The organism is Pantoea sp. RIT-PI-b, from assembly GCF_001187905.1.
In the GTDB taxonomy this organism is placed as follows: Bacteria; Pseudomonadota; Gammaproteobacteria; order Enterobacterales; family Enterobacteriaceae; genus Pantoea; species Pantoea nemavictus.
In genome coordinates, this window is sequence record NZ_LGIS01000033.1 from 349,020 (window position 1) to 371,081 (window position 22,062).

General features: G+C 53.3%; 9 protein-coding genes. 6 read left to right on the top strand and 3 right to left on the bottom strand.

Going from position 1 to position 22,062, the window contains the following annotated elements; all coding sequences use genetic code 11:
- Nucleotides 1-88: 88 nt before the first annotated feature.
- Complete coding sequence (locus AC790_RS22545) at nt 89-628, top strand: DUF2058 domain-containing protein (RefSeq protein ID WP_049853284.1); 540 nt, start codon at nt 89-91, stop codon at nt 626-628.
- Nucleotides 629-644: 16 nt separating this feature from the next.
- Here the strand turns inward: AC790_RS22545 and AC790_RS22550 are convergent, their stop codons facing one another.
- Nucleotides 645-1,343, bottom strand: coding sequence for an RluA family pseudouridine synthase (locus AC790_RS22550; RefSeq protein WP_049853467.1), 699 nt, complete (start codon nt 1,341-1,343; stop codon nt 645-647).
- Nucleotides 1,344-1,533: 190 nt separating this feature from the next.
- Between AC790_RS22550 and AC790_RS22555 the strand changes: the two genes are divergently transcribed.
- Nucleotides 1,534-2,016, top strand: coding sequence for a cold-shock protein (locus tag AC790_RS22555; RefSeq protein ID WP_049853285.1), 483 nt, complete (start codon nt 1,534-1,536; stop codon nt 2,014-2,016).
- Nucleotides 2,017-2,235: 219 nt separating this feature from the next.
- Nucleotides 2,236-5,193, top strand: a complete 2,958-nt coding sequence (locus AC790_RS24920) for an Ig-like domain-containing protein (protein WP_049853286.1) — start codon at nt 2,236-2,238, stop codon at nt 5,191-5,193.
- Nucleotides 5,194-5,857: 664 nt separating this feature from the next.
- Here AC790_RS24920 and AC790_RS22565 read toward each other — a convergent pair.
- Both AC790_RS22565 and AC790_RS22570 read right to left on the bottom strand, forming a co-directional pair.
- The gene (locus AC790_RS22565) at nt 5,858-6,475 is read right to left on the bottom strand and encodes a response regulator transcription factor (protein ID WP_049853287.1); all 618 of its coding nucleotides are present in this window, start codon (nt 6,473-6,475) and stop codon (nt 5,858-5,860) included.
- A 98-nt stretch (nt 6,476-6,573) separates the two neighbouring features.
- Nucleotides 6,574-10,008, bottom strand: a complete 3,435-nt coding sequence (locus tag AC790_RS22570; protein ID WP_161804886.1) for a transporter substrate-binding domain-containing protein — start codon at nt 10,006-10,008, stop codon at nt 6,574-6,576.
- A gap of 437 nt (nt 10,009-10,445) precedes the next feature.
- Between AC790_RS22570 and AC790_RS22575 the strand changes: the two genes are divergently transcribed.
- The 3 genes from AC790_RS22575 to AC790_RS24850 all read left to right on the top strand — a co-directional run bounded on the left by AC790_RS22575 (nt 10,446) and on the right by AC790_RS24850 (nt 21,790).
- Nucleotides 10,446-20,222 carry an Ig-like domain-containing protein gene (locus AC790_RS22575; protein WP_049853289.1) on the top strand — a complete coding sequence of 3,259 codons (9,777 nt, stop codon included), beginning with the start codon at nt 10,446-10,448 and terminating at the stop codon, nt 20,220-20,222.
- A 53-nt stretch (nt 20,223-20,275) separates the two neighbouring features.
- A complete protein-coding gene (locus AC790_RS22580; protein WP_007892511.1) occupies nt 20,276-21,166 on the top strand; it encodes an OmpA family protein in 891 nt (296 codons plus the stop codon).
- 198 nt (nt 21,167-21,364) lie between these two features.
- On the top strand, nt 21,365-21,790 hold the full coding sequence (locus AC790_RS24850; protein ID WP_152929154.1) for a hypothetical protein: 426 nt from the start codon (nt 21,365-21,367) through the stop codon (nt 21,788-21,790).
- The last annotated feature ends 272 nt before the right edge of the window (nt 21,791-22,062 follow it).

Sequence of the window (22,062 nt, forward strand, 5' to 3'; positions counted from 1 at the left end):
GCTTCCCCTCTTACGGTCACCAGGCTGGCACAGCCGCGGAAATTCCAGCTATAATCCCCCAAATTCTTCAACCGGTTCAGACCTAACAATGACAAAACTCACCTTACAAGAGCAGATGCTTAAAGCTGGATTAGTTACCAGCAAAAAGATGGATAAAGTGCAAAGAACGGCCAAAAAATCACGCGTTCAGGCGCGTGAAGCAAGAGAGGCCGTGGAAGAGAATAAAAAAGCGCAGCTTGAGCGCGATAAGCAGCTGAGCGAACAACAAAAGCAAGCGGCTTTATCCAAAGAGTATAAGGCTCAGGTGAAGCAACTGATTGAAATGAACCGCATCGACATTTCGAAAGGCAATATTGGTTTCAACTTCACCGACGGTAATTTAATTAAAAAAATAATGGTGGATAAAACCACCCAGGCTCAGCTGATTAGTGGTCGTCTGGCCATTGCGCGTTTGGTGGTTGATAACAATGGTGAGAGTCAATACGCCATCATTCCCGCCAGCGTAGCCGATAAAATTGCGCAGCGAGATGCGAACAGCATTGTCTTAAACAGCACCCTGAGTCAGGAAGAGCAGGATGAAGAAGATCCGTACGCTGATTTCAAAGTGCCTGATGATTTGATGTGGTAATCCCGTTAATTCTGCTTCAGAACGGGCTGTTGCTGCGTGCAGTTATCCACTCTTCCGTAATGGGATGAACAAAATGCAGCGCGCTGGCGTGCAGCATCATCCGTGAGGTTGGTTCGGTCCCCGGCAACAGGCGGCCGCCATACAGGTCACAGCCCCAAATCGGGTGGCCCAGCTGCTGGCAGTGAATACGCAGCTGGTGAGTGCGCCCGGTTTCCGGGCTTAGCGCCACCCGCGTTAACGGCAGTAACGTCCCATCTTCACACTCGTGATAAAAACGCTCAATCACCTGATAGCGCGAACGCGCGGGCTTACCGCGGATGGCGCAAATTGACATCCTGGGGAACAGTGCCGGATCTTTCGCTATCGCCGCGTCTATCACGCCCTGTTCATGCTCCAGATGCCCACACAGGAGTGCGCTGTACTCCTTGCTCACGCTGCGCTGACTGAATTGCTGGCACAGCGCGGCATTCATCGCTTTATTGCGGGCAATCACCATCAAACCTGAAGTCCCAAAATCAAGGCGGTGAACCAGCGTGCAGCCGGGAAACGTTTTTACCAGCCGGTGATGGACTGAATCGAGATTTTGCGGATTTTTCCCGGACAGGCTCAGCAAGCCTGCAGGCTTGTTGATCAGCAGCAGGTGTTCGTCCTGATAAACAATCTCTATCTCTTCAGTACAGGGCGGGGCAATAAAGGTATCGATAATGGAAGACATCAGGCTGCCCGGCTGGAAGGTGGGGGCGGATAATAACCAATTTTCCGCTGACTGGCGAATATGACCAGCCGCAGATTCGCCGCGCGGAAATTTATCGTCCACACTTACCCGGTAGACGTAGTCTGCGCAGGCATTGTGCATTACACTGCGCGCTGAAAAAACTGAGTAGATAACGATTAGGTAGGCGGTAATGGCGATGAACGGAACAATCACAACCTGGTTTCAGGATAAAGGTTTTGGATTTATCAAAGATGAGAATGGCGATAACCGCTATTTTCATGTGATTAAGGTCGCTAATCCTGAGCTGATTAAAAAAGATGCCGCGGTCACGTTTGAACCGGCCACTAATAACAAAGGCTTGTCAGCCTATGCGGTGAAAGTGTCACCCGAAAGTAAATACATCTATATTGCCGGCGAGCGCCTGAAGCTCACCTCGATCAAAAATTACGTGGTGTACAGCGAAGAAGTGCCGGTCGAAACCCGCATTGATAAAGAGAATCCGGTGTTGTCGGTGGGTATATTGATGAACAGCATTAAGCCGAAAAAAGATGTTAAGCCTGATGAAATGCGCACGCTGAAAAAGCTGGCGATCACCACCTTCCAGGGAAGCACGCTCATTTTCTCGGCAGATGAGATTGACGTGGATGCCACGGTGAAAATGCTCAAGGTGTAAACCGCTATTGTCCATTCTTGCTGATTATTGAGGTGCGCACTCTGCGCACCTTAAAAACCTCGCCATACACTTCCATGCTCTACCGCCGCAACCCCTGAAGTAAAAAGCGCACCTAAGAAAGACCCGGCTTGTAGCCTGAGACGACGCATTATTGGTAATTTCTGAACGTTATAAATGTAGTCAGAAATTATATAATTCGTTTATCAAGGAGTTACAAATATGATACCAGGAAATGTATCACACTCAGCAAATCCCCTTTTCCGTCCCGCTATTCTTTCCATTACGTCCGATGCTCAGGATGCCGGCTTAATCTTACCCGGCGCAACCACGCTGGATCGCACGCCAACGCTGGCGGGCAGTGCTGCTCCGTTCAGCATGCTACGCATCATGGACGGCGATAATGTGATTAAGGTGGTTACAGCCGATGCAAAAGGAAACTGGAGCTTTACTCCCGTTCTGGCCAACGGCGAACATCGTTTAAGTGTCATGACGGCAGAAGGCATGCGCAGCGACGAGTACAGTTTTAATGTCGCCGCCATTCATCCACGCGAACCGCAAATCAGCCATATCTATGACAACATCGGCAGCGAGGGTTATCTGCGTCCGGGACAGTCTACTGACGACCAGTCACCGAAAATCTACGGTACCGCGAAGCCAAACCAAATCGTAACGCTGTACGCCAATAATGAGGCAGTTGGCAGCGTGCGCGCAGGTGAAGATGGCAGCTGGATGCTGGCAGAGAAATTGTCGCCGGGCGCGCAGCAGTTACACATCAGTGCTGGCGGTGAATCCAGCCAGCCTTTCAGCATTGATGTGCGTGATTCATACGTTGATTTCATTGGCCAAACGCAGATTGATAGTGTTGAGGTGTTACTGCCGAATGGCGAATGGTCGCCGGTCAACCACGATGAAACCGTCGGTTCCGCAACGCTGCAGTTAGGCGGCAAAGTGACCTCGCAATACACCACGGTAGAGATTTACCTCAATGGTGAACGCGTTTATCGCGACTATTCCGACTATAAAGGTGAGTGGCACTTCGAAGCCCAGCTCCAGGAAGGTCGCAATGAAATCAGACTGGTGACTGAAGAGGGCGGTAGCAGCGATATTTTCGTCATCAATTATGCGCCAGTGCCCGTTGAAGAAGTGACGGCAGAAGAAGTTGAACCTACGTCTGAGCCTATCGTCTCAATCGACTTCGCAATGCAGGGAAGTTTTGTTTCAGCTGCCTCTGTGATGTTAATGGGACATGCCGCACCGAATACGCTGGTTCGTATTTTTGTTGATGGCCAGGAAGTGGGCAGCACGCTAAGCCAGGCCAGTGGCGAATGGAACCATGGTGTAGTGGTTAATGCTGGCGGCAATCTCGATTTCTACGCCGTTGCCGGAAATCAGCAAAGCAACGATTATCGATTCAACGTCGATGCCAGCAGGTTCCCGCGCCCAACGCTCAGCAGCATGCTGGATGATGTGGGTGAAGGCGGCATTATCCGTCATAACGGCACCACTGATGATGCACAGCCTAAAATGTTCGGCACCAGCACGCGTTATGCGGTAGTAGATGTGTACGCCAACGATGTATTTATTGGCAGCGCGAAAGCGGATGCGCTGGGTGCATGGAGTTTAGAACCTGAGTCACCTCTGGCAACCGGCCCGCATCAAATTGTGGTGAAAGCCAACGGTATCCCAAGTCAGATTTTCAACCTGAACGTCATTGCTGTTGAAGTGGTTGAGCCGACCCCGGAACCCATTCCAGAACCGACACCGGAACCGATTCCGGAGCCAATTCCAGAGCCAACTCCAGAACCAACTCCAGAACCAACTCCGGAACCAATTACGGAACCAACTCCAGAGCCAACTCCGGAACCGACGCCAGAGCCAACTCCGGAACCCACTCCAGAACCCACTCCAGAGCCAACTCCAGACCCCACTCCACTTTGGATCACCGGAGTCTGGGAAGATGAGGCGCAGTCTCAGATCATCGATTCAGGCGCAAAAACGCAGTCAAACGACCTGTTTGTCACCGGTACGGCACCTGCGGGCGAACTGGTTCTGATCTATTCAGGCAAAAATGTTGTTGGCAGCGCCAGGGCTGATGCTGAAGGTAAATGGGTTGCCCAGACCACGCTCACCGCAGGTCAGCATCAACTGGAAATCGCCATCAATGGTCAACGACTGGATTTCCAGTGGGGAGTCCATGTGGAAGCCGTGGTGACCGAGCCGGCACCACTACCAGAACCTGAGCCCGTTATCGAACCGGTACCTGCGCCCAAACTGGCGATCACCTCGGTGATTTCATCTGAAGGCAAAATTGATGCGGTGCAGCAAAGCAACGGTCTGACCGATAAAGAGCCGCTCATTGAAGGCTACGCACCACCGCATTCAAAGGTGGAAATTTGGGTTAATGGACGTCTATCGCTCACTGAGCGCGCGGATGCTAACGGTAAGTGGAGCGCCAGTCGTTTCTTTATTGAGGGTGAATATAATCTGCAAATTAAAGTCGGTTCGCTGAGCAGTGAAGCGGTGAAAATTAACGTTTCAGCCTATAACCTGCGTAAATTCATTGCCGCACAAGAGGCGAACGAGCAGGAAAATCTGACCCCAATCGTGCCCGAACCTGCGCCAGCGCCAGCACCTGCGCCGAAACTGGCCATTACCTCCGTTATCTCCTCGGCAGGCAACGTGGATGCGGTGCAACAGAGTAACGGCCTGACCGATAACGAGCCGCGCATTACCGGATTCGCACCACCGCACGCAAAAGTGGAGTTGTGGGTTAATGGACGTCTGTCGCTGACGGAATATGCCGATGCTGACGGTAACTGGAGCGCCAGCCGTTACTTCATCAGCACCGAGCATTCTCTGCAGGTCAAAGTGGGTTCGCTCAGCAGTGAGCCGGTGCAAATTAAGGTGGCCGCCCATCTGTTGCGCCAATACATCGCGGAGCAAGCCGCAGAGCAGGAAGCGCAGTCAATGGCAGAGACGTTTAGCTATAACGCGTTACTGGCAGATGAAGCGCCACAACTGTTCCAGGCGTTTAGCACATCCGCTGCCCTGCCAGAGGTGGAGTTGGTCATCAGCGACGCCGATATGCAAGTTGAAACCGGCTTAGAAGGGGTTAACACCTTGATGAGCAGTGACGCGCTGTCAGCTGAACAGATGCAGGATCTGCTGCAAGCGTAATCAGTGACCCATCGTGGGCGTCGCTTGAAATCCCTATCGCCCACGGTCTTGACCAAGCCGCTATCGCTTAAGATAGCGGCTTTTTTATGCTCTTAAAACGCAAAATATTTTTGCACATTTCGTAGCGGCGCAATTTATTGCGCGATTAATCGCGCCGTTACAAAATGTGCGGTGACTGAAGGGCGTGCATCCTTAATTAATTATCATTGATTATTAGCCGGAATGCGGTGAAAAATGGTAAACGAAGAATTTCATTATCGAATGTTTGGCAGGGCGGCATTAAGTTAGATCAGCACGTTTAACGCGCCGACCATGCACGGTTGTTTAAAAGAGTATTGCTGTGGGCAGTGCAACTGCGCAGATTAAAGCATGCATCTGGTTTAAGCGTTACTGATAGCCTTAATGGGAAATAGACTACGCCCATCCGCGTTTGCAGGAAGGGCAGCCATAATTATCTGTTGCAATTATTATGGCTCATTGCCGTTAGGTTTCCCTGGCCTATTTATTAACGTCATCAGCTTCACTTAATGAAGAGGAGATGTTTCAGTAAACAGCGTGAATCTTGTTGATGTGTGCCTATCAATATAATTCAGATTTGTATCTATTTTATTGTCACCGTAGCGACAGCAAGATATCAAATGCTTCCGAAGACTGCCAGTTGAAGCTAAAAAAGAAAATTTCTACGTGCCAGGTCAACAATATCAATGACGTTATTGGTCGCCATTTTTTGCATCATTTTCACTTTATAGGTGCTAATGGTTTTATTACTCAGGTTCATTTCCTGAGAGATGGTTTTAATCGACTTTCCAGCGCCAAACATCCGTAACACCTGAAACTCCCGGCGGGTAAGCGAGGATAAAATACGGGCATCATTTGGATATTTATCTTTGTGATGGAACTGCTCTTTAGAGTAAGCGTGCTTGCCTTCTTCAATCTCCTCAATGGATTCAAATAACGTCTCTAACGGCCAGGATTTACACACATAGCCTTCAATGCCCATCTGCAGGCTTTGCTGAATATGATAGTAACTCTCTGAAATAGATAGAATTAACGTTTTAAGTTTTGGGTTGTAACTGCGCAGAAGCTCCAGTTTTTCATAGGCTAACTGATCCTGAAATAACGGCTCCAGGATAAGGATCTGCGGTTTGTGATTAATGTTGCTAAACAGCATCTCATCTAACGTTTCGGCGATAACAGCAATGTTATAACCGCGTTCAGTTAAAATACGTTTTAATCCGCGACGTATAAGCGGGTTAGTATCGACTACAGAAATAGTGGTCATCCTGAAATAATCCTCCTTTTAACAACCGTTAAATACTGTAACACAGCATTTAACGCATATTGACCAAGACGTGTCTTTTAAAAAATATCACAGAGGAATTACTTTTCGTCAGTGGTTAACTGACGTTCAAGTTCTTCCACTTGTTCTGTGATCGCTATTAATGCTTCACGAAAATCGCTAATTGTGCAACTTTCGTCCTGACTGATATTTTCCAGCAGGGAACAGGCTTCTTCCAGTTCATTTCTCTGCATAATTCGTGCACCTCCGAGTAATCGGTGCGCCATTTTGGCCATTTGCAAACGATCACCGCTCTCCACCATTTTTGTCAATTTGTGCAGATCGCTGCGATTGGTACGAATAACTTCTTCGTGTAAAAACTTTAATGCCTGCAGACGTTTCTGATCGTCGGAGATAATTTCTTTCACCGGGGTGAATGCGCTGCGGCCCATTAATCGGTTCACCGCGTCATGTAATTGCGCGCTGCGCACTGGCTTGAAGAGACATTCGTTCATGCCGGCTTCGCGGCATTTATCCACCACGCTGGATTGCGCGTGTGCAGTCAGTCCCAGAATCGGCTTGGACGCTATATTGTGCTGCAGTTCCCATTGGCGAATATGGCGCGTCAGTTCAAAACCATCCATGCCAGGCATCGTCACATCGGTGGTGATAAGATCGATCGCCACGCCAGAATGCAGGATTTCAAGCGCCTGCTCGCCACTCTCGGCGGCTGTTACCTGGTGGCCCATCATCTCCAACTGCTGAGTCAGCAGTAGGCGATTGGGGCTGTGATCGTCAACGATCAGCACATGCATCGAGCGCTCGTCATCGTCGGCGCTTAGCGCGATAGTTTCTGCGGCACAGGCCTCAGCGGAGAAGTAAAACAGGAAGCTCGCGCCCTCGCCGGGTTCGCTTTCAACGTGCAGTTCACCGCCCATTAACTCCGCTAAGCGACGACAGATACTCAAACCCAGTCCGGTGCCGAGCTGCGCCTTACGTCCCTCAACCTGGACGAAGGGAGCAAAAATGCGTTCCTGCTGTTCGCTGGTCAATCCTGGACCGGTGTCCGTCACATCGATCACCAGATCGCTACGCCCGTCATTGACCTCCTGAGATTGATAAACGCTTACCGTCACGTTGCCGCTGTCGGTAAACTTAATGGCATTACTCACCAGATTGGAAACCAGCTGATTAATCATCAACGGATCAAGCAGATAGGTTGTATGTTCCAGCTCGACTTCCAGCGTCAGTTCCAGGTCTTTTTCGCGCGCACGATTCTCAAACAGATTGACCACGCTGCTGACCAGCTGTGGCACATCAATACAGCTCGGGCGCAGCTCATAGGTGCCCGACTCAATCTTCGACAGATCAAGAATATCGCCAATCAATAACAGCAGTGACTTAGCTGACTCCCAGGCCACGCGCACGTTCTCGTTGTTGATGCCCTGCTGCTGATGTTCATTCACCTCCAGCTCAAGCAGTCCTATAATCGCATTCATCGGCGTGCGGATTTCATGGCTCATACTGGAGAGGAACACACTCTTCGACTGATTAGCCAAATCGGCTTCGTCTTTGGCGCTGCGCAACTCATTGACCAGCTTCTCTTTTTCACTGATGTCGAGCCAGCCGCCAATCACGCCCACCACCTCGTTGTTGGTATCGCGCCACGGCACAATCCAGTGGTGAACAAAGCAGATGGCGTTATTTAACTTCAGCGGGCCTTCGTAAACTTCCGGCACGCCATCGGTCATCACCCGTTTAATAATGGTTCGCAGACGATCCTTAACCTGTTCATCCAGATGGTCACTTTCCAGTAAATACTCCGCGAGCGTCTTATCCTCTCCCGCGTTCAACGCCTGACGTAGCGCCGGGTTGGAGTGCACCAGGCGCTTTTCACGGTCCATGACATACAGCGCAATCGGTGAGGCATCGATGAGCGTGCGCACAAAAGCGAGCTGATCGGCGAGGGCACGTCGTGCGCTTTCACGCTGCCGGCTGATGCGGTGGATGTGACGGGTCCACAACAGCAGCAGCGCAACCACCAGCACAATGCATGCCGCCACTTTCACAATCACACCCTGCCAGTCGCGCCACGACGGCTGGCGTAGCGCGTTGTTTTTCGGTTGCCAATGCGCATTAATGCGCTGCAGTGCTTCTGGCGGTAAGTCCAGCAACGCTTTGTTCATGATGCTGACCAGCAGCGGATTATCAGGGTTAGCGGCCATGCCGATTCTGGCGATGTCATCACCTAAACGAATGCCAATTTTGAAGCCGCGCTCGGGATCCGAAGCCAGCAGATAATCCGCGTCAAACTGGGTGGTGACAACGCCATCAACCTCGCCTTTTTTCATCATCGCGTAACCCATTTCCACCGAAGGATTGGTCACGATGGCGATATCGGGATAGTGCTGCTGCAGCCATGGCGTAATTGGATTGAACTGCGTCACCGCAATTTTTCGCCCGCGCATGGCGCTCAGGCTGCTGAGGGTGGGCGAGGTGGCATTGACCATCAACACCACCGGTGTCAGGAGATACGGGCGTGTTGTCAACACATTCCAGGTAGTCTGATAATCTGCGGTCATCGGTACCACCGCGTAAAGCGCATCCGGGAATTGCTGTCCCAGGCGAATCATCTCTGCGCGACCATAGGCTGCCTTGAAGTTAAACTTCATGCCATAGCGTTCCGCCAGCACGTTCATTAAATCCACCACTGCGCCATTCAGTTTGCCCTCTTTATTAATAAAGGCGTTCGGCGCCGTGGTGGCATTGAATAGCACCGTGATCTCCGGATGCTTTCGCAACCAGTTTTGCTCTTCAGCGGTTAGCGCAAGTGGGTTGGCTTTAATCACATTCTCACTGGTCAACCCCCAGCGATTGGCAATGCCAATACGGCTGGCGAGCGGAACGCGGTTGAGTGCTTCATTGATCGCCCGCAGCAGCAGCGGATTACTTTTACTCACGCCAAACGAGAGGTTGAGATTGCTGAGCACCGGACTATTAATGATTTTCAACTTGTCAGAAAAGCCGTTATTCAATAGGTATTCAGCGGTGGAGCGGTTTAACCAGACACCAAGACTTTGTCCCCATGCCACGGAAGCGGACGCGTTTATATAGCTGGACTCCTGTTCCAGATGAAAACCGGAATATTCGCGCGCCAAAACGTCCATACGACTTTGTGTAGCGATGTAGCTGAGCTTTTGCCCCGGAAAAGATTTTGCATCCCATGTCTGCGCATCATTGCGTAGCAGGAGCGCGGAGTGATCTAACAGCCAGGGTGAAGTGGCGACAATATCCTGCATGGGATACACATCGGGATTAAATGCACCCAATAAATCGACCTCACCTTGCTGCAACGCACTCTGCGCTTGTGAAGCGTTGTCAAATAACACCACTTCAATTTTCAGATCGAGCGATCTTTCTAATACATGTAAATAATCAGCCGCTAAACCTTCATAGGTTTTGGGGTCAACATCCATATAAATCGGCGGTTGAGCCGGTCCCCAAACCGCCACTTTTATCACTGGGGGGTGACTCAACCATTGCTGCAGCGGCTGATCAAATTTTATTTCCGAGGTGATCACTTCACTACGCGGAACCAGTGTCAATGCTGTGGGCGAAGCTAAAACCGAAGAACATATCAAGCTGAATAATACCAAGACGTTTCCTGGTTTGAGTAGCGTTCGCAACATGATAATGGGGTTTCCTGTAAATGAAATTATTCAATTAACGCTTTGTAATAAATGAGAAAAAAACATTTACACTCGCAGTATTCAATGAAGTTGAGTGTAGCTATTTTCATTAGCTAATACTAAGAAATTTCCCTTTTCACAGAGCAATGCAAGACCCGGCTTGTGTCTTCCCCATGAACATTCACTGAAAATCCATCGCATCTGGCCAGGTCGAATTATCTGGTCAATAAGAGTGCTCCGGCGTTGTCAGGGGCAACGTTCTTTCACGATACAAGGGTTAATACATGAGCCTTACCCCAGTAAATATTGCAGTGGTTGATAACAAGACCATTGTCAAAGCGGAAGTTTTAAGTACTGCCAAGGGAAATGCGCCGGTAAAAATAAAAGCGATTGCCGGTGGTAAATATATTCTCTCCGAAGGTAAAGATGGCGTTGCTCCAGAAAACGTCACATTAAAGCGCGTAGGTAAAAATCTGCACGTCATTCTTGAAGGCTCTGATATCGATCAGCCGCAACTCATTATCGAAAATTTCTACGATAATCCAGGCGAACTGGTCGGTAAGGGTGAAGATGGCCAATGGCACGCTTACACTGCGACCAGCGGCGATGAGAATGATGAAGCCGCCTTCTTAATGGATGGCGAGAGCAGCGCCGTTGCACTGGGTGCAGCGAGCATTGGTGGTCTCGACGGTCTGACTGCCGCGGGCACTGCGTTCTCTCCCGCGCTGATTGCGCTGGGCGTATTAGGTGCATTGGCCGCAGCAACCGGCATTGGTTTGCTGGTAGCCGGCGGTGGTGGCGGTGGCGGCGGTAGCCCGCGTTCGGTACCGACTCCTTCTATCATCGAAGCCTATGATGATGTCGGTCCGTTGACAGGCACGCTGCGCAGTGGCGATTCCACTGACGATAGCACTCCAACTCTGAGCGGTACCGGTACGCCGGGCAACACCGTTGAAATCTGGGACAATGGAGTAAAAATTGGCGAGCAGCTGATTGGTGAAGACGGCACATGGTCCTATACCACGCCGCCACTGACCCATGGTCCACACAGCATCACCGTTGTAGAAAAAGATCCCGGCGGCCGCACCAGCGAACCTTCGGATCCATTTGAACTGAATATCGATCTGGAAGCACCCGATCGCGCAGAACTGAATGAAGTATGGGATGACATTGAACCCCGTACCGGTTTAGTCAGCAACGGCGGCAGCACCAACGATCAGCAGCCTGATTTCCGTGGCAAAGCTGAGCCTCTGTCTGAAGTCGAAATCACCCTTGATGGCGTTGTTGTCGCCCGCGTTCCGGTTGATGCCAATGGCGACTGGAGCTGGACTCCGTCAACACCGCTGGGTGAAGGCAATCACACCGTAAGCCTGGTCGTGATTGATCCGGTAGGTAACCCAAGCCTGCCAACCCCTGATTTTAATTTCACCGTGGATATCACGCCTCCGGTGATGATCCCTTCTGCGTTTGACATGGATAACGTTATTGATGACGTTGGCATGAAAACCGGTCCTATCGCGCGCGACAGCATCACCGATGATAACCGTCCGACCTTTAACGGCAGCGGCCTGGATGCAGGCGATACCGTAGAAGTATGGGATGTCCTGACCAACGAATTACTGGGTACCACCACTGTTAAAGAAGATGGCACCTGGACCTTCACGCCTGATAGAGACATGAGCGAAGGTCCACACAGCGTATCGGTCACCATCGTTGATCCAGCCGGTCTGAGCAGCGACCCAAGCCCAACTTTCGAATTTGTCATTGATACTACGCGTCCAGCTAAACCTACTGGCGATCAGTTCGAAGGCGCGTGGGATGACGTGGGTCCTGTGGTCGGTCAAATCGAAAATGGCTCCACCACGGATGATACCCAACCTGAATTCAAAGGCACCGGTCTGACGCCAGGTCACATCGTTCATATCCGTGAAACGGGTGTGGATCAGGTCTTTGGTACCGCTATCGTTGATGCAAACGGTAACTGGACCTGGACCCCGCGTGACGACGAGCGTCTGGGCACCGGCGAATATGTATTTGTTATTGAAGTAGAAGATGAAATTGGCCGCGTCAGCGATCCAAGCGATCCGATTGACTTCATCATTGACGTCACGCCTCCGACCGATCCAATCATCAGCGATTTCTTCGATGACCAGGGTGCGGTAACGGGCGCCAACGACGGCAGCACGCCAACCGATGATGCCCAGCCTGAATTCCGCGGCACCGGCGAACCTGGCAGCTATATCTGGGTTTACATTGACGGCGTTTATGCTGGTTCAGCCAAGGTTGAAAACGACCGTAGCTGGTCATTTACGCCAGATTTCCAACTGACCAACGGTCCACACCGTGTCACGGCGCAGGCGCATGACGATGCCGGCAACCGTAGCGGCGTGTCATTACCTTTCGATCTGATTGTTCAGGCAGGTGGCATCCCGGATAACCCGGCAATCACCGGCGTCATTGACAATGTGCCTGGCGGCATCGTCGGCAACATCGGTCCAGGCGGCCTGACTAACGATCCACGTCCAGAAGTCACCGGTACCGCACCAGCGGGCACCGTGGTTGAAGTCTTCATTGACGGCATCAGCATCGGCACCGTGACCTCAGATGCGTTCGGACAATGGCGCATCGAATCCAACCGCGACCTGGCGAGTGGTGAGCACCGCATCATTGCGCAAAACGCAGATGGCAGCGGCTCGCCAAGCGGCGAATACCTGATTGTCGTGGATGTCGACGCACCTACTATCGCAGACGACCTTGATCTGTGGGATGACGTTCCAGCCGTAACCGGCTCAATTGGTTCAGGTGATACCACCGATGACCGCACGCCAACCTTTACCGGAACCGGCGGCGAGCCAGGCGATATTGTTTACGTCTATGACGATGGCGAGGTATTGGGTACCACAGTCGTTAAAGATGACGGCACATGGGAATTCCCATCACCGCCGCTGGAAGACGGTGACCATAGCTTTACCGTCATCATTGAAGATGAAGCCGGTAACAAGAGTCCGGAAACTACGCCAATCGACTTCATCGTTGATACCAGTGCAGTACTGATCTCCATTGATTACGCCGAAGATAACGTCGGTTCCATCCGCGACAACCTGTACAACGGCGCATTCACCGATGATGACACGCCAACCCTGCGCGGTCAGGCAACGCCTAATTCGCTGGTTAGCATTTATCTGGATAACGTACTGGTTGACACCGTTATGTCCAACGGCCGTGGTGAGTGGGTTTACACCATTACGCTGCCAGAAGGCCAGCATCGCATCACCGCAACGGTAACCACACCTGCCGGCGGTGAAAGTGTGCCAACGGGTGAATTCGTGCTGAATGTCGATCTGACACCACCGGTCAAACCTGCCATTGATAAAATTACGGACGATGTCGGCTCTATTCAGGGTGACGTCGCCAATAACGGCTACACCGATGACTCGACACCAACGCTGGTCGGCGTACCGGTTGAGCCAAACGGTTTAGTGATCATTTATGACCGTGGCGTGCGTATCGATAGCATTCGTGCTGACGGCGACGGTAACTGGAGCTGGACACCGGCAACCCCACTGAACGACGGTGAGCACATCTTCGCAGTAGAAGTACAGGATGCGGTTGGCCACGTTTCAGAGCGTTCCGATCCGTGGACCGTTAACATCGATACCGAAGCACCAGGCCGTCCAATCATCGGACCAGAAGGTGAGCTGGCAGGTGCATGGGATGATGTCGGTCCATTCACCGGTATCATCGAAGATTTAACCGACGATAACCGTCCAACCTTCGCTGGCGGCGGCGGCACTATGGTGCCAGGCAACATCGTCGAAGTGTGGGATGAATTCCCAGCGGGTACCAAGACGCTGATCGGCACCGCGATTGTCGATGCCGACGGTAACTGGACCCTCACGCCTGAAGTGGGTGAAGAGCTGGCAGATGGCGTCCATAAAATCAGCATCATTGTGGAAGAGCCAACCGGTCAACGTAGCCCGGAAAGCGATCAAATTGAGTTCGAAGTTGATACCACGCCACCACCAGCACCGGTGATTACCGGAATGACTGATGCAGATGGCCCGATTACTGACGGCACCACGCGCGATCCGTTCCCGACCATCATCGGTACGGCAGAGCCAGGTACCACGGTATTTATCTATGACCAGGACGATCAACTGCTCGGCAGCACCACGGCTGACCCAACCACAGGCGACTGGACATTCGTGCCAAGCCGTCCGCTGGAGCAGGGTACAACTGAGCTGACTGCAGTAGCACGCGACCCGGCAGGTAATACCGGCGCGCCGTCTGCACCTGCGCCAATCGAAGTGGTTTCCGGCGGTGTTACGCCAGATATCACCATCACCGGCGTTTATGATGACGTGGTTGCACACACCGGTCTGATTGAGAAAGACGGTCTGAGCAACGACCCAACGCCAACCCTGCGCGGTACCGGCCCTGCTGGCACCATCGTGCATGTGTTTGACGACAACCTTGGCCTGCTGGGCACGGTAGAAGTTGACGCTGATGGCCGCTGGGAACTGGAAGTGGGTCCGTTGGTCTCTGGCGACTACAACTTCACCGCACAGCCAGAACTGGCTGACGGCAGCCTCGGCGGAGCCACCGGCAACTGGCCGATTGCTATCGACGTGGATGCACCAGCCAACGTGGCCGATCTGTCACTGTGGGATGATGAACAGGACAACCCGGCAACGGAAATCATCAGCGGCGGCACCACCGACGATGCCACGCCAACCCTGAAGGGCACGGCGGAGCCAGGCGCCACGGTCATCGTTCGCGATGAGAATGGCGATCTGGTAGGCACTGCGGTTGCTGATGCCACCACCGGTGAATGGAGTGTGACGCCATCCACGCCTCTGCGTGACGGCGACCACAGCTTCACCACGGAAGTGATTGACGAAGCGGGCAACAGCAGCGGCGAGCAGCCGGGTATCGACTTCACCGTTGACACCTCGCGCCTGGCCGTCTCCATCACCCACGTAGCGGATGATGAAGGCAGCATTACTGGCAACATCGCCAGCGGCGGTAAAACCGATGACACCACGCCAACCGTACACGGTCGTGCGACGCCTAACAGCATCGTCACACTCTACGTCGATGGCGTGGAAATCGGCAGCGTACGTACTAATGCATTCGGCTTCTGGGAGCAGGAACTGGCCTTGACCGAAGGTACCTACGCCATTACGGCGAGCGTGACCAACGCCAGCGGCACCACTACCACCAACGAGTTTTCGCTGGAGATTGACACTACAGCACCGAACCAGGCCGTGATTGACCGCGTGCTGGATGACGTGGGCGCCGATCAGGGTGAAGTCCTTAGCGGCGGTAAAACTGACGACAACACGCCAACCGTAGAAGGCCGCGGCGTACCGGGCGATATCGTCACCGTGTATGTTGACGACATTCCACAGGGCACCCGTGTAGTCCGTGAAGATGGCACCTGGAGCTTCACGCTGCCACCGCAGGAAGATGGCGTTAAGCAGATTTCTGTCAGCTTCACGGATGACGTCGGCAACGAAGGCGACCGTTCAGATAACTGGGAAGTGAATATTGATACCGTGCCTCCGGCCGGTGCCATTACTGCGGCAACCAACAACAACGATCCAGCGGACCTGGTTAATGTTCCAGACAACGGTTACAGCAACGACACCACGCCGGTGATCAGCGGTACCGGTGAAGAGGGCGCCATTGTTCATCTGTATGACCAGAATGATCGTCTGGTAGGCAGCGCAGTGGTAACCGGCGGTGTATGGCAGATTGAGACCATCGTTCTGGCAGAAGACACTTACACCTTGCGTGCTGAGTTTGATGACGGTGTGCACAAGGCCACCAGCAACGAGTGGGTGATCACCATTGACACCACGCCACCGGGCGCAGGCACCTTTACCGAGATTCTGGATAACTTCGGTACCACTACCGGTCCTGTGACCAGCGGTATGGTGACGGACGATGCCACGCCAACGCTGAAAGGCACCGGCGAACCGAACAGCTGGGTTTTCATCTATAACGGTGCAGATACCACCAACGTGTTGGGCTCTGTTCAGGTCGGAACTGACGGTAACTGGGAGCTGGAACTGGCAACGCTGCCAGACGGCCCATACAACTTTGAAGCGGTGTTCCGTGATGAAGCGGGTAACGTGGGCGGTCGTACCGGCTCATGGCCAATCATCATTGACTCCTACGTACCAGGCATTCCGGGCACTGGCCCTGGCGGCGCGCTGGAAGGGGCTTACGATGATGTTCCGGCACACGTCGGCGTGATCGGCGACCTGACCAACGATAACCGTCCGGAACTGGCGGGTGGCGGTCTGCGTAAAGATGACATCGTCAACATTTACGATGAATTCCCGGCAGGCACCAAAACGCTGATCGGTACCGCGATTGTTGATGAAAACGGTAACTGGACCTTTACCCCGGAAGTGGGCGACGAGCTGAGTGATGGCGAACATAGCTTCACCATTATTGTTGAAGCCACCAACGGTAACGTCAGTCCGGAAAGCGATCCGCTGGAGTTTGAAGTGGACACCACGCCACCACCAGCACCGGTAATCACCGCGATTACTGATGCCGATGGTCCGGTCAGCGGCGGCAGCACGGCGGATCAGTTCCCGACCATTAGCGGAACGTCTGAGCCGGGTAGCACCGTCTACATTTATGACCAGTATGACAATCTGCTGGGTACGGCAACGGCCAGTGATACGGCGCCAGGTAACTGGTCGTTCATACCATCGCGTCCACTGCCACAGGGTGAGTTGATCCTGACCGCGGTAGCAGAAGATAAAGCGGGTAACACCGGTTTACCGTCAGCGCCAGAAACAGTGGATATCATCTCCGGTGGCGAAACGCCTGATATTGCCATCACCGGCGTCTATGACGACGTGGCGGCACATACCGGTTTGATTGAAAAAGAGGGTCTGAGCAACGATCCAACGCCAACCCTGCGCGGTACCGGTCCTGTTGGCACCATTGTGCATGTGTTTGACGACAACCTTGGCCTGCTGGGCACGGTAGAAGTTGACGCTGATGGTCGCTGGGAACTGGAAGTGGGTCCGCTGGCCTCTGGCGACTACAACTTCACCGCACAGCCAGAACTGGCTGACGGCAGCCTGGGCGCTGCCACCGGCGAATGGCCGATTGTTATCGACGTGGATGCGCCAGCTAACGTAGCCGATCTGTCACTGTGGGATGATGAGCAGGACAACCCGGCAACGGAAATCATTAGCGGCGGCACCACCGACGATGCCACGCCAACCCTGAAGGGCACGGCGGAGCCAGGCGCCACGGTTATCGTGCGTGATGAGAATGGCGATCTGGTGGGCACCGCGGTTGCTGATGCGACTACCGGTGAATGGAGTGTGACGCCATCCACGCCTCTGCGTGACGGTGACCACAGCTTCACCACCGAAGTGATTGATGAAGCGGGTAACACCAGCGGCGAACAGCCGGGTATCGACTTCACCGTTGACACCTCGCGTCTGGCCGTCTCCATCACCCACGTAGCGGATGATGAAGGCAGCATCCAGGGCAATATTGCCAGCGGCGGCAAAACCGACGACACCACACCAACCGTACACGGTCGTGCGACGCCTAACAGCATCGTCACACTCTATGTCGACGGCGTGGAAATCGGCAGCGTACGCACTAATGCATTCGGCTTCTGGGAGCAGGAACTGGCGCTGACTGAAGGCAACTACGTCATTACGGCAAGCGTGACCAATGCCAGCGGCACCACTACCACCAACGAGTTTTCGCTGGAGATTGACACCACCGCACCGAACGCGGCCGTGATTGACCGCGTGCTGGATGACGTGGGCGCCGATCAGGGTGAAGTCCTCAGCGGCGGTAAAACTGATGACACTACCCCAACGGTAGAAGGTCGTGGCGTTGCTGGCGACATCGTGAACGTATTTGTTGACGATGTGCTGATGGGCACCCGCGTAGTCCGTGAAGACGGCACCTGGAGCTTCACGCTGCCACCGCAGGAAGATGGCGTTAAGCAGATCTCGGTCAGCTTCACGGATGAAGTGGGTAACGAAGGTGACCGTTCGGCGGATTGGGAAATTACCATTGATACCGTGCCACCGGCCGGTGCCATTACCGCTGCAACCAACAACAGCGATCCGGCTGCACCGGTAGATGTGGCAGAAGGCGGTTACACCTTCGACCAGACGCCAGTGATCAGCGGTACCGGTGAAGAGGGCGCCACGGTGCGTCTGTATGACCAAACCGGTCGCCTGCTGGGCACCACCATTGTTACCGGTGGCGTATGGCAGATTGAAACCGCGCTGTTGGCGGAAGGTCCGCATACGCTGAAAGCCGTGTTCAACGATGGCGTGTATGAAGTGGAGAGTGCGGAGTGGGGGATCAACATTGATACCACCCTGCCGACCGGCACCATCGACCAGATTTACGATGATGTTGGCCGTGATACCGGTCCATTAGTCAGCGGCGATCGCACCGATGACCGCTCGCCAACCCTGAGGGGCACCGCCGAACCGTTTGCGTGGGTGTATATCTACGATGGCGCAGGCACCACCGTGTTGGGTTCTGGCCAGGCGAATGCGGCGGGTGTCTGGGAATTTGATGTGACGGTACCGCGTGATGGCACCTACAACTTTACCGCGCAGTTTGTTGACCGCGCCGGTAATGAAAGTACCACTCGCGCGGACTCGTGGCCGATTACCATCGACACCACGCCACCAACGGTAGGACGTATTACCAGTGCATGGGATGACTTTGGTGCCAGCATCGGCAACGTCGTCAATGGCGGCAGGACTGATGATGTACGTCCAACCTATAGTGGTACTGGGGAAGAAGGCTCGATTGTGCGTCTGTGGGAAGGTGCCACTGAGATTGGCTCAGCGGTCGTTACCGGTGGAAACTGGACAATCACGCCAAACCGTGACTTCGTTGGTACCGGTCTGCACACAGTGACGGCGACCTTTGAGGATGATTTGGGTAACCGTGGCGGGCATTCACCGGGTTATGGTGTGAATATTGGGCCGGACTTCGCCTTCATTGGCGGTGGTATTACCACTATGGTTCAGTGGTATAGAGGAGACTCAGCCGGAAACTATATCAGCTATTCAGGTGGAATGACGAGCGCTAGTATAAACTTCCGTGAGTATTTTATTCCAGACAGACCTGTTCCAGATTTTAGTGACATAGCTATTGCAAAAAGTGGCGATCTGCCACCTGGCGCAACTCTAACGTTAGTCTGGAATGGTGCTCGCTATAGTATTAATACTGTGACCAGCCCCGCAGGCAGACATAGAATCAATGGTTTTAATTTTTGGGAGCGTGATGGACTCAATAACTTTTATGTTGAGGCAAATATTGGGGGAGTTATAATCAGAACTGCGGATTATACTGTCAACATTTATACCCCCGTGGGTACGCCGAGACCTGGTTCAGAATGGGGTACATTCGCTGAGGATGATGCTTTGGCGGCAGCAGTGAAGGCTCAGGATGATTCTGAATCGAAGGTTTCCGATGGTGATGAGGAAGCACCAAAACTCTCTTCGGCAGTTGAAGAAAGCATCAATGATGAAACATCTGATGAGGCGGTGACAACTGAGGTAACAGCGCCAATTGTTAATGACGTTGCAGAGATTGCAGTTGAAAATGGAACTGAAGAAGCACTGCTTGCCAGCGCAGCAGAAGTCGAAGGCACCGAAGGTGAAATCGACACCTGGGAGATCACCGGTAGCGACCTGGTGATTGACCTGGCGAAGTACGCGGCGGCGCTGGAGTCGGTGGAAGTGATTGATATCACCGGCGACGGCGATAACACCCTGAATATCAGCCTCGGCGATATTCTGGTGCACGGCGAGAAAGACCTGTTCGTTGCCGATGGCAAAGTACAGATGATGGTGAAAGGTAACGAAGGCGATGTGGTCAACCTGTCTGACCTGTTACCGGACGGTAGCGATACCGGTGACTGGAACGCAGGCGAGAACGTGTGGGTAGAGGGCGTGGAGTACACGGTTTACGCCCACACCGGCCAGGCGGCGGAAGTCCTGATTCAAATGGGCGTTCAGACCAACCTGGAAAACCACTAATCCCTTAATTACTACAAATGAGGTGCCCTGCGGGGCACCTCTGGAGAACTGTCATGACTGTATTTAAATCTTCTCTGCTGGCGCTGTGCCTGGCCAGCAGCGGACTCTTCGCGCTACAGGCGAGCGCGGCCAGCGACGAGCAAAAATTTGGTAACCCGTATCAAACCGCGGCTGAAGTGTTTAACACCCAGGCGCAGGTGGTTTACTACCGCACCGCGCAGCAGGATCAGCACGGCGCGGCCCACGTTTACGTTGACGGCGAGTTCCAAACCTCGCTGCTGGCGGGCGGTTACAGCACCTTCTGCGTCGCGCCGGGCAGCCACACCCTCGGCGCCTACGTAAAAGATGCACCGCTGTACAAAGGCAAAGCGCAGCCGGGTTATCGCATGGACTTCGAAGGCGGTAAAACCTACTTCGTGCAGGTCGATGATGCGCTCAACGGTCGCCCGCTGGTGCAAACCCGCAGCGAAGCCGAGCGTAAGCTACTCAATCTGCGTCAGCAGCAGCACGTGCTGTCACGCGCTTCTGCGGTGGAAGCATGCCAGTACCAGCCGATGACCCACAAGGATTACACCCTGGCCGGCGACATCTTGTTCCGCTTCGGTAAATCCGGACTGTCGGACATCACCGGCGCTGGTCGTAGCGCGGTGGGTGCGCTGATCAAACAGCTGCACCAGGACGACGTCAAGCTCGACCGCATTGAAGTTATCGGTCACACCGATGACATCGGCAGCCGCGCGGGCAACATGGCGCTGGGTCTCAAGCGTGCCACCACCATCCGCGAAATGCTGATGGACGGCGGCCTGCCGGGCAACGCGCTGATTGCACGCAGCGCCGGCAGCAACGAGCCGGTAGTGAACGACTGTAGCGGCAACCGCCAGGCGCAGATCGAGTGTAAAGCACCGAACCGCCGCGTGGTGGTCCGTGTTGCTGTAGACCAGTAAGCAGTAACATCAACGCGAGGCGGCCTGAGGGCCGCCTTTTTTTTGCCTGTTATTCACCATGTAAAGCAAAAAAATAAACCGAGATGCGTCTTGTAGCCGCAGCACAAGAATATTCTTATCATCACGCCATATTCAGGTTATGAATTTTCCCTGCCGGGAAACCCTATTTTCTTCTTAAATCTATTTAACGGTAATGTAATGAAAAAATTGATTCCTGCGGTAACCGCATTATTTATTCTCTCGGGTTGCGCTGCCACCAATAAACCTGCGTCTAAAACGCCTGCTACCGATAAATCCGCCACGCCGAGCGTGGTGATGCCCGCGCCAGCAGCGCAGCCGGCACGCGTTAGCACGGCGGAAGGGCAGACCCAGGATTACGCCTCACGCATGATGCAGTGCCGCAAGGAGCTGGATGCGCTACAGATGTACAGCGCCACTAAGCATCAGCAGTTCAGCGCCGAGTTTAATCGCACCGCAGGGCAGCTGAAGAAATACCTCGAAGTGAAAAACAATATCGGCATGGACGTTAACGATCTGGCCATGCCGAAATATCAATTTGCCATTCGCGACGTTTGCTTCCGAATTAAAACGCAGCTGGCGACCAGCATCGTCACCGCGAAGTAAGGGTTTAACTTTGTCATTCTCTCTGCGTAATGATGCGCAGATTTTATTTAGCGGTCGAGATAGTCACACGATAATTAATCGGCAAGCCATCTCTTAGTTTATTAAGCGCCGACCTTTGGATAGCAATCAATAACCGAATAGAGCAGCTTCAACCTCACCGGGAGCCTGATGTTTCATCGCTGCCTATCGCTTGAGGCATTAGGTCTGGAGCTTTTACTCTGCGGTTATTTTCATTGCTGAGCACAGCGGCGTTTACGCCGCTTTTTTTTTCA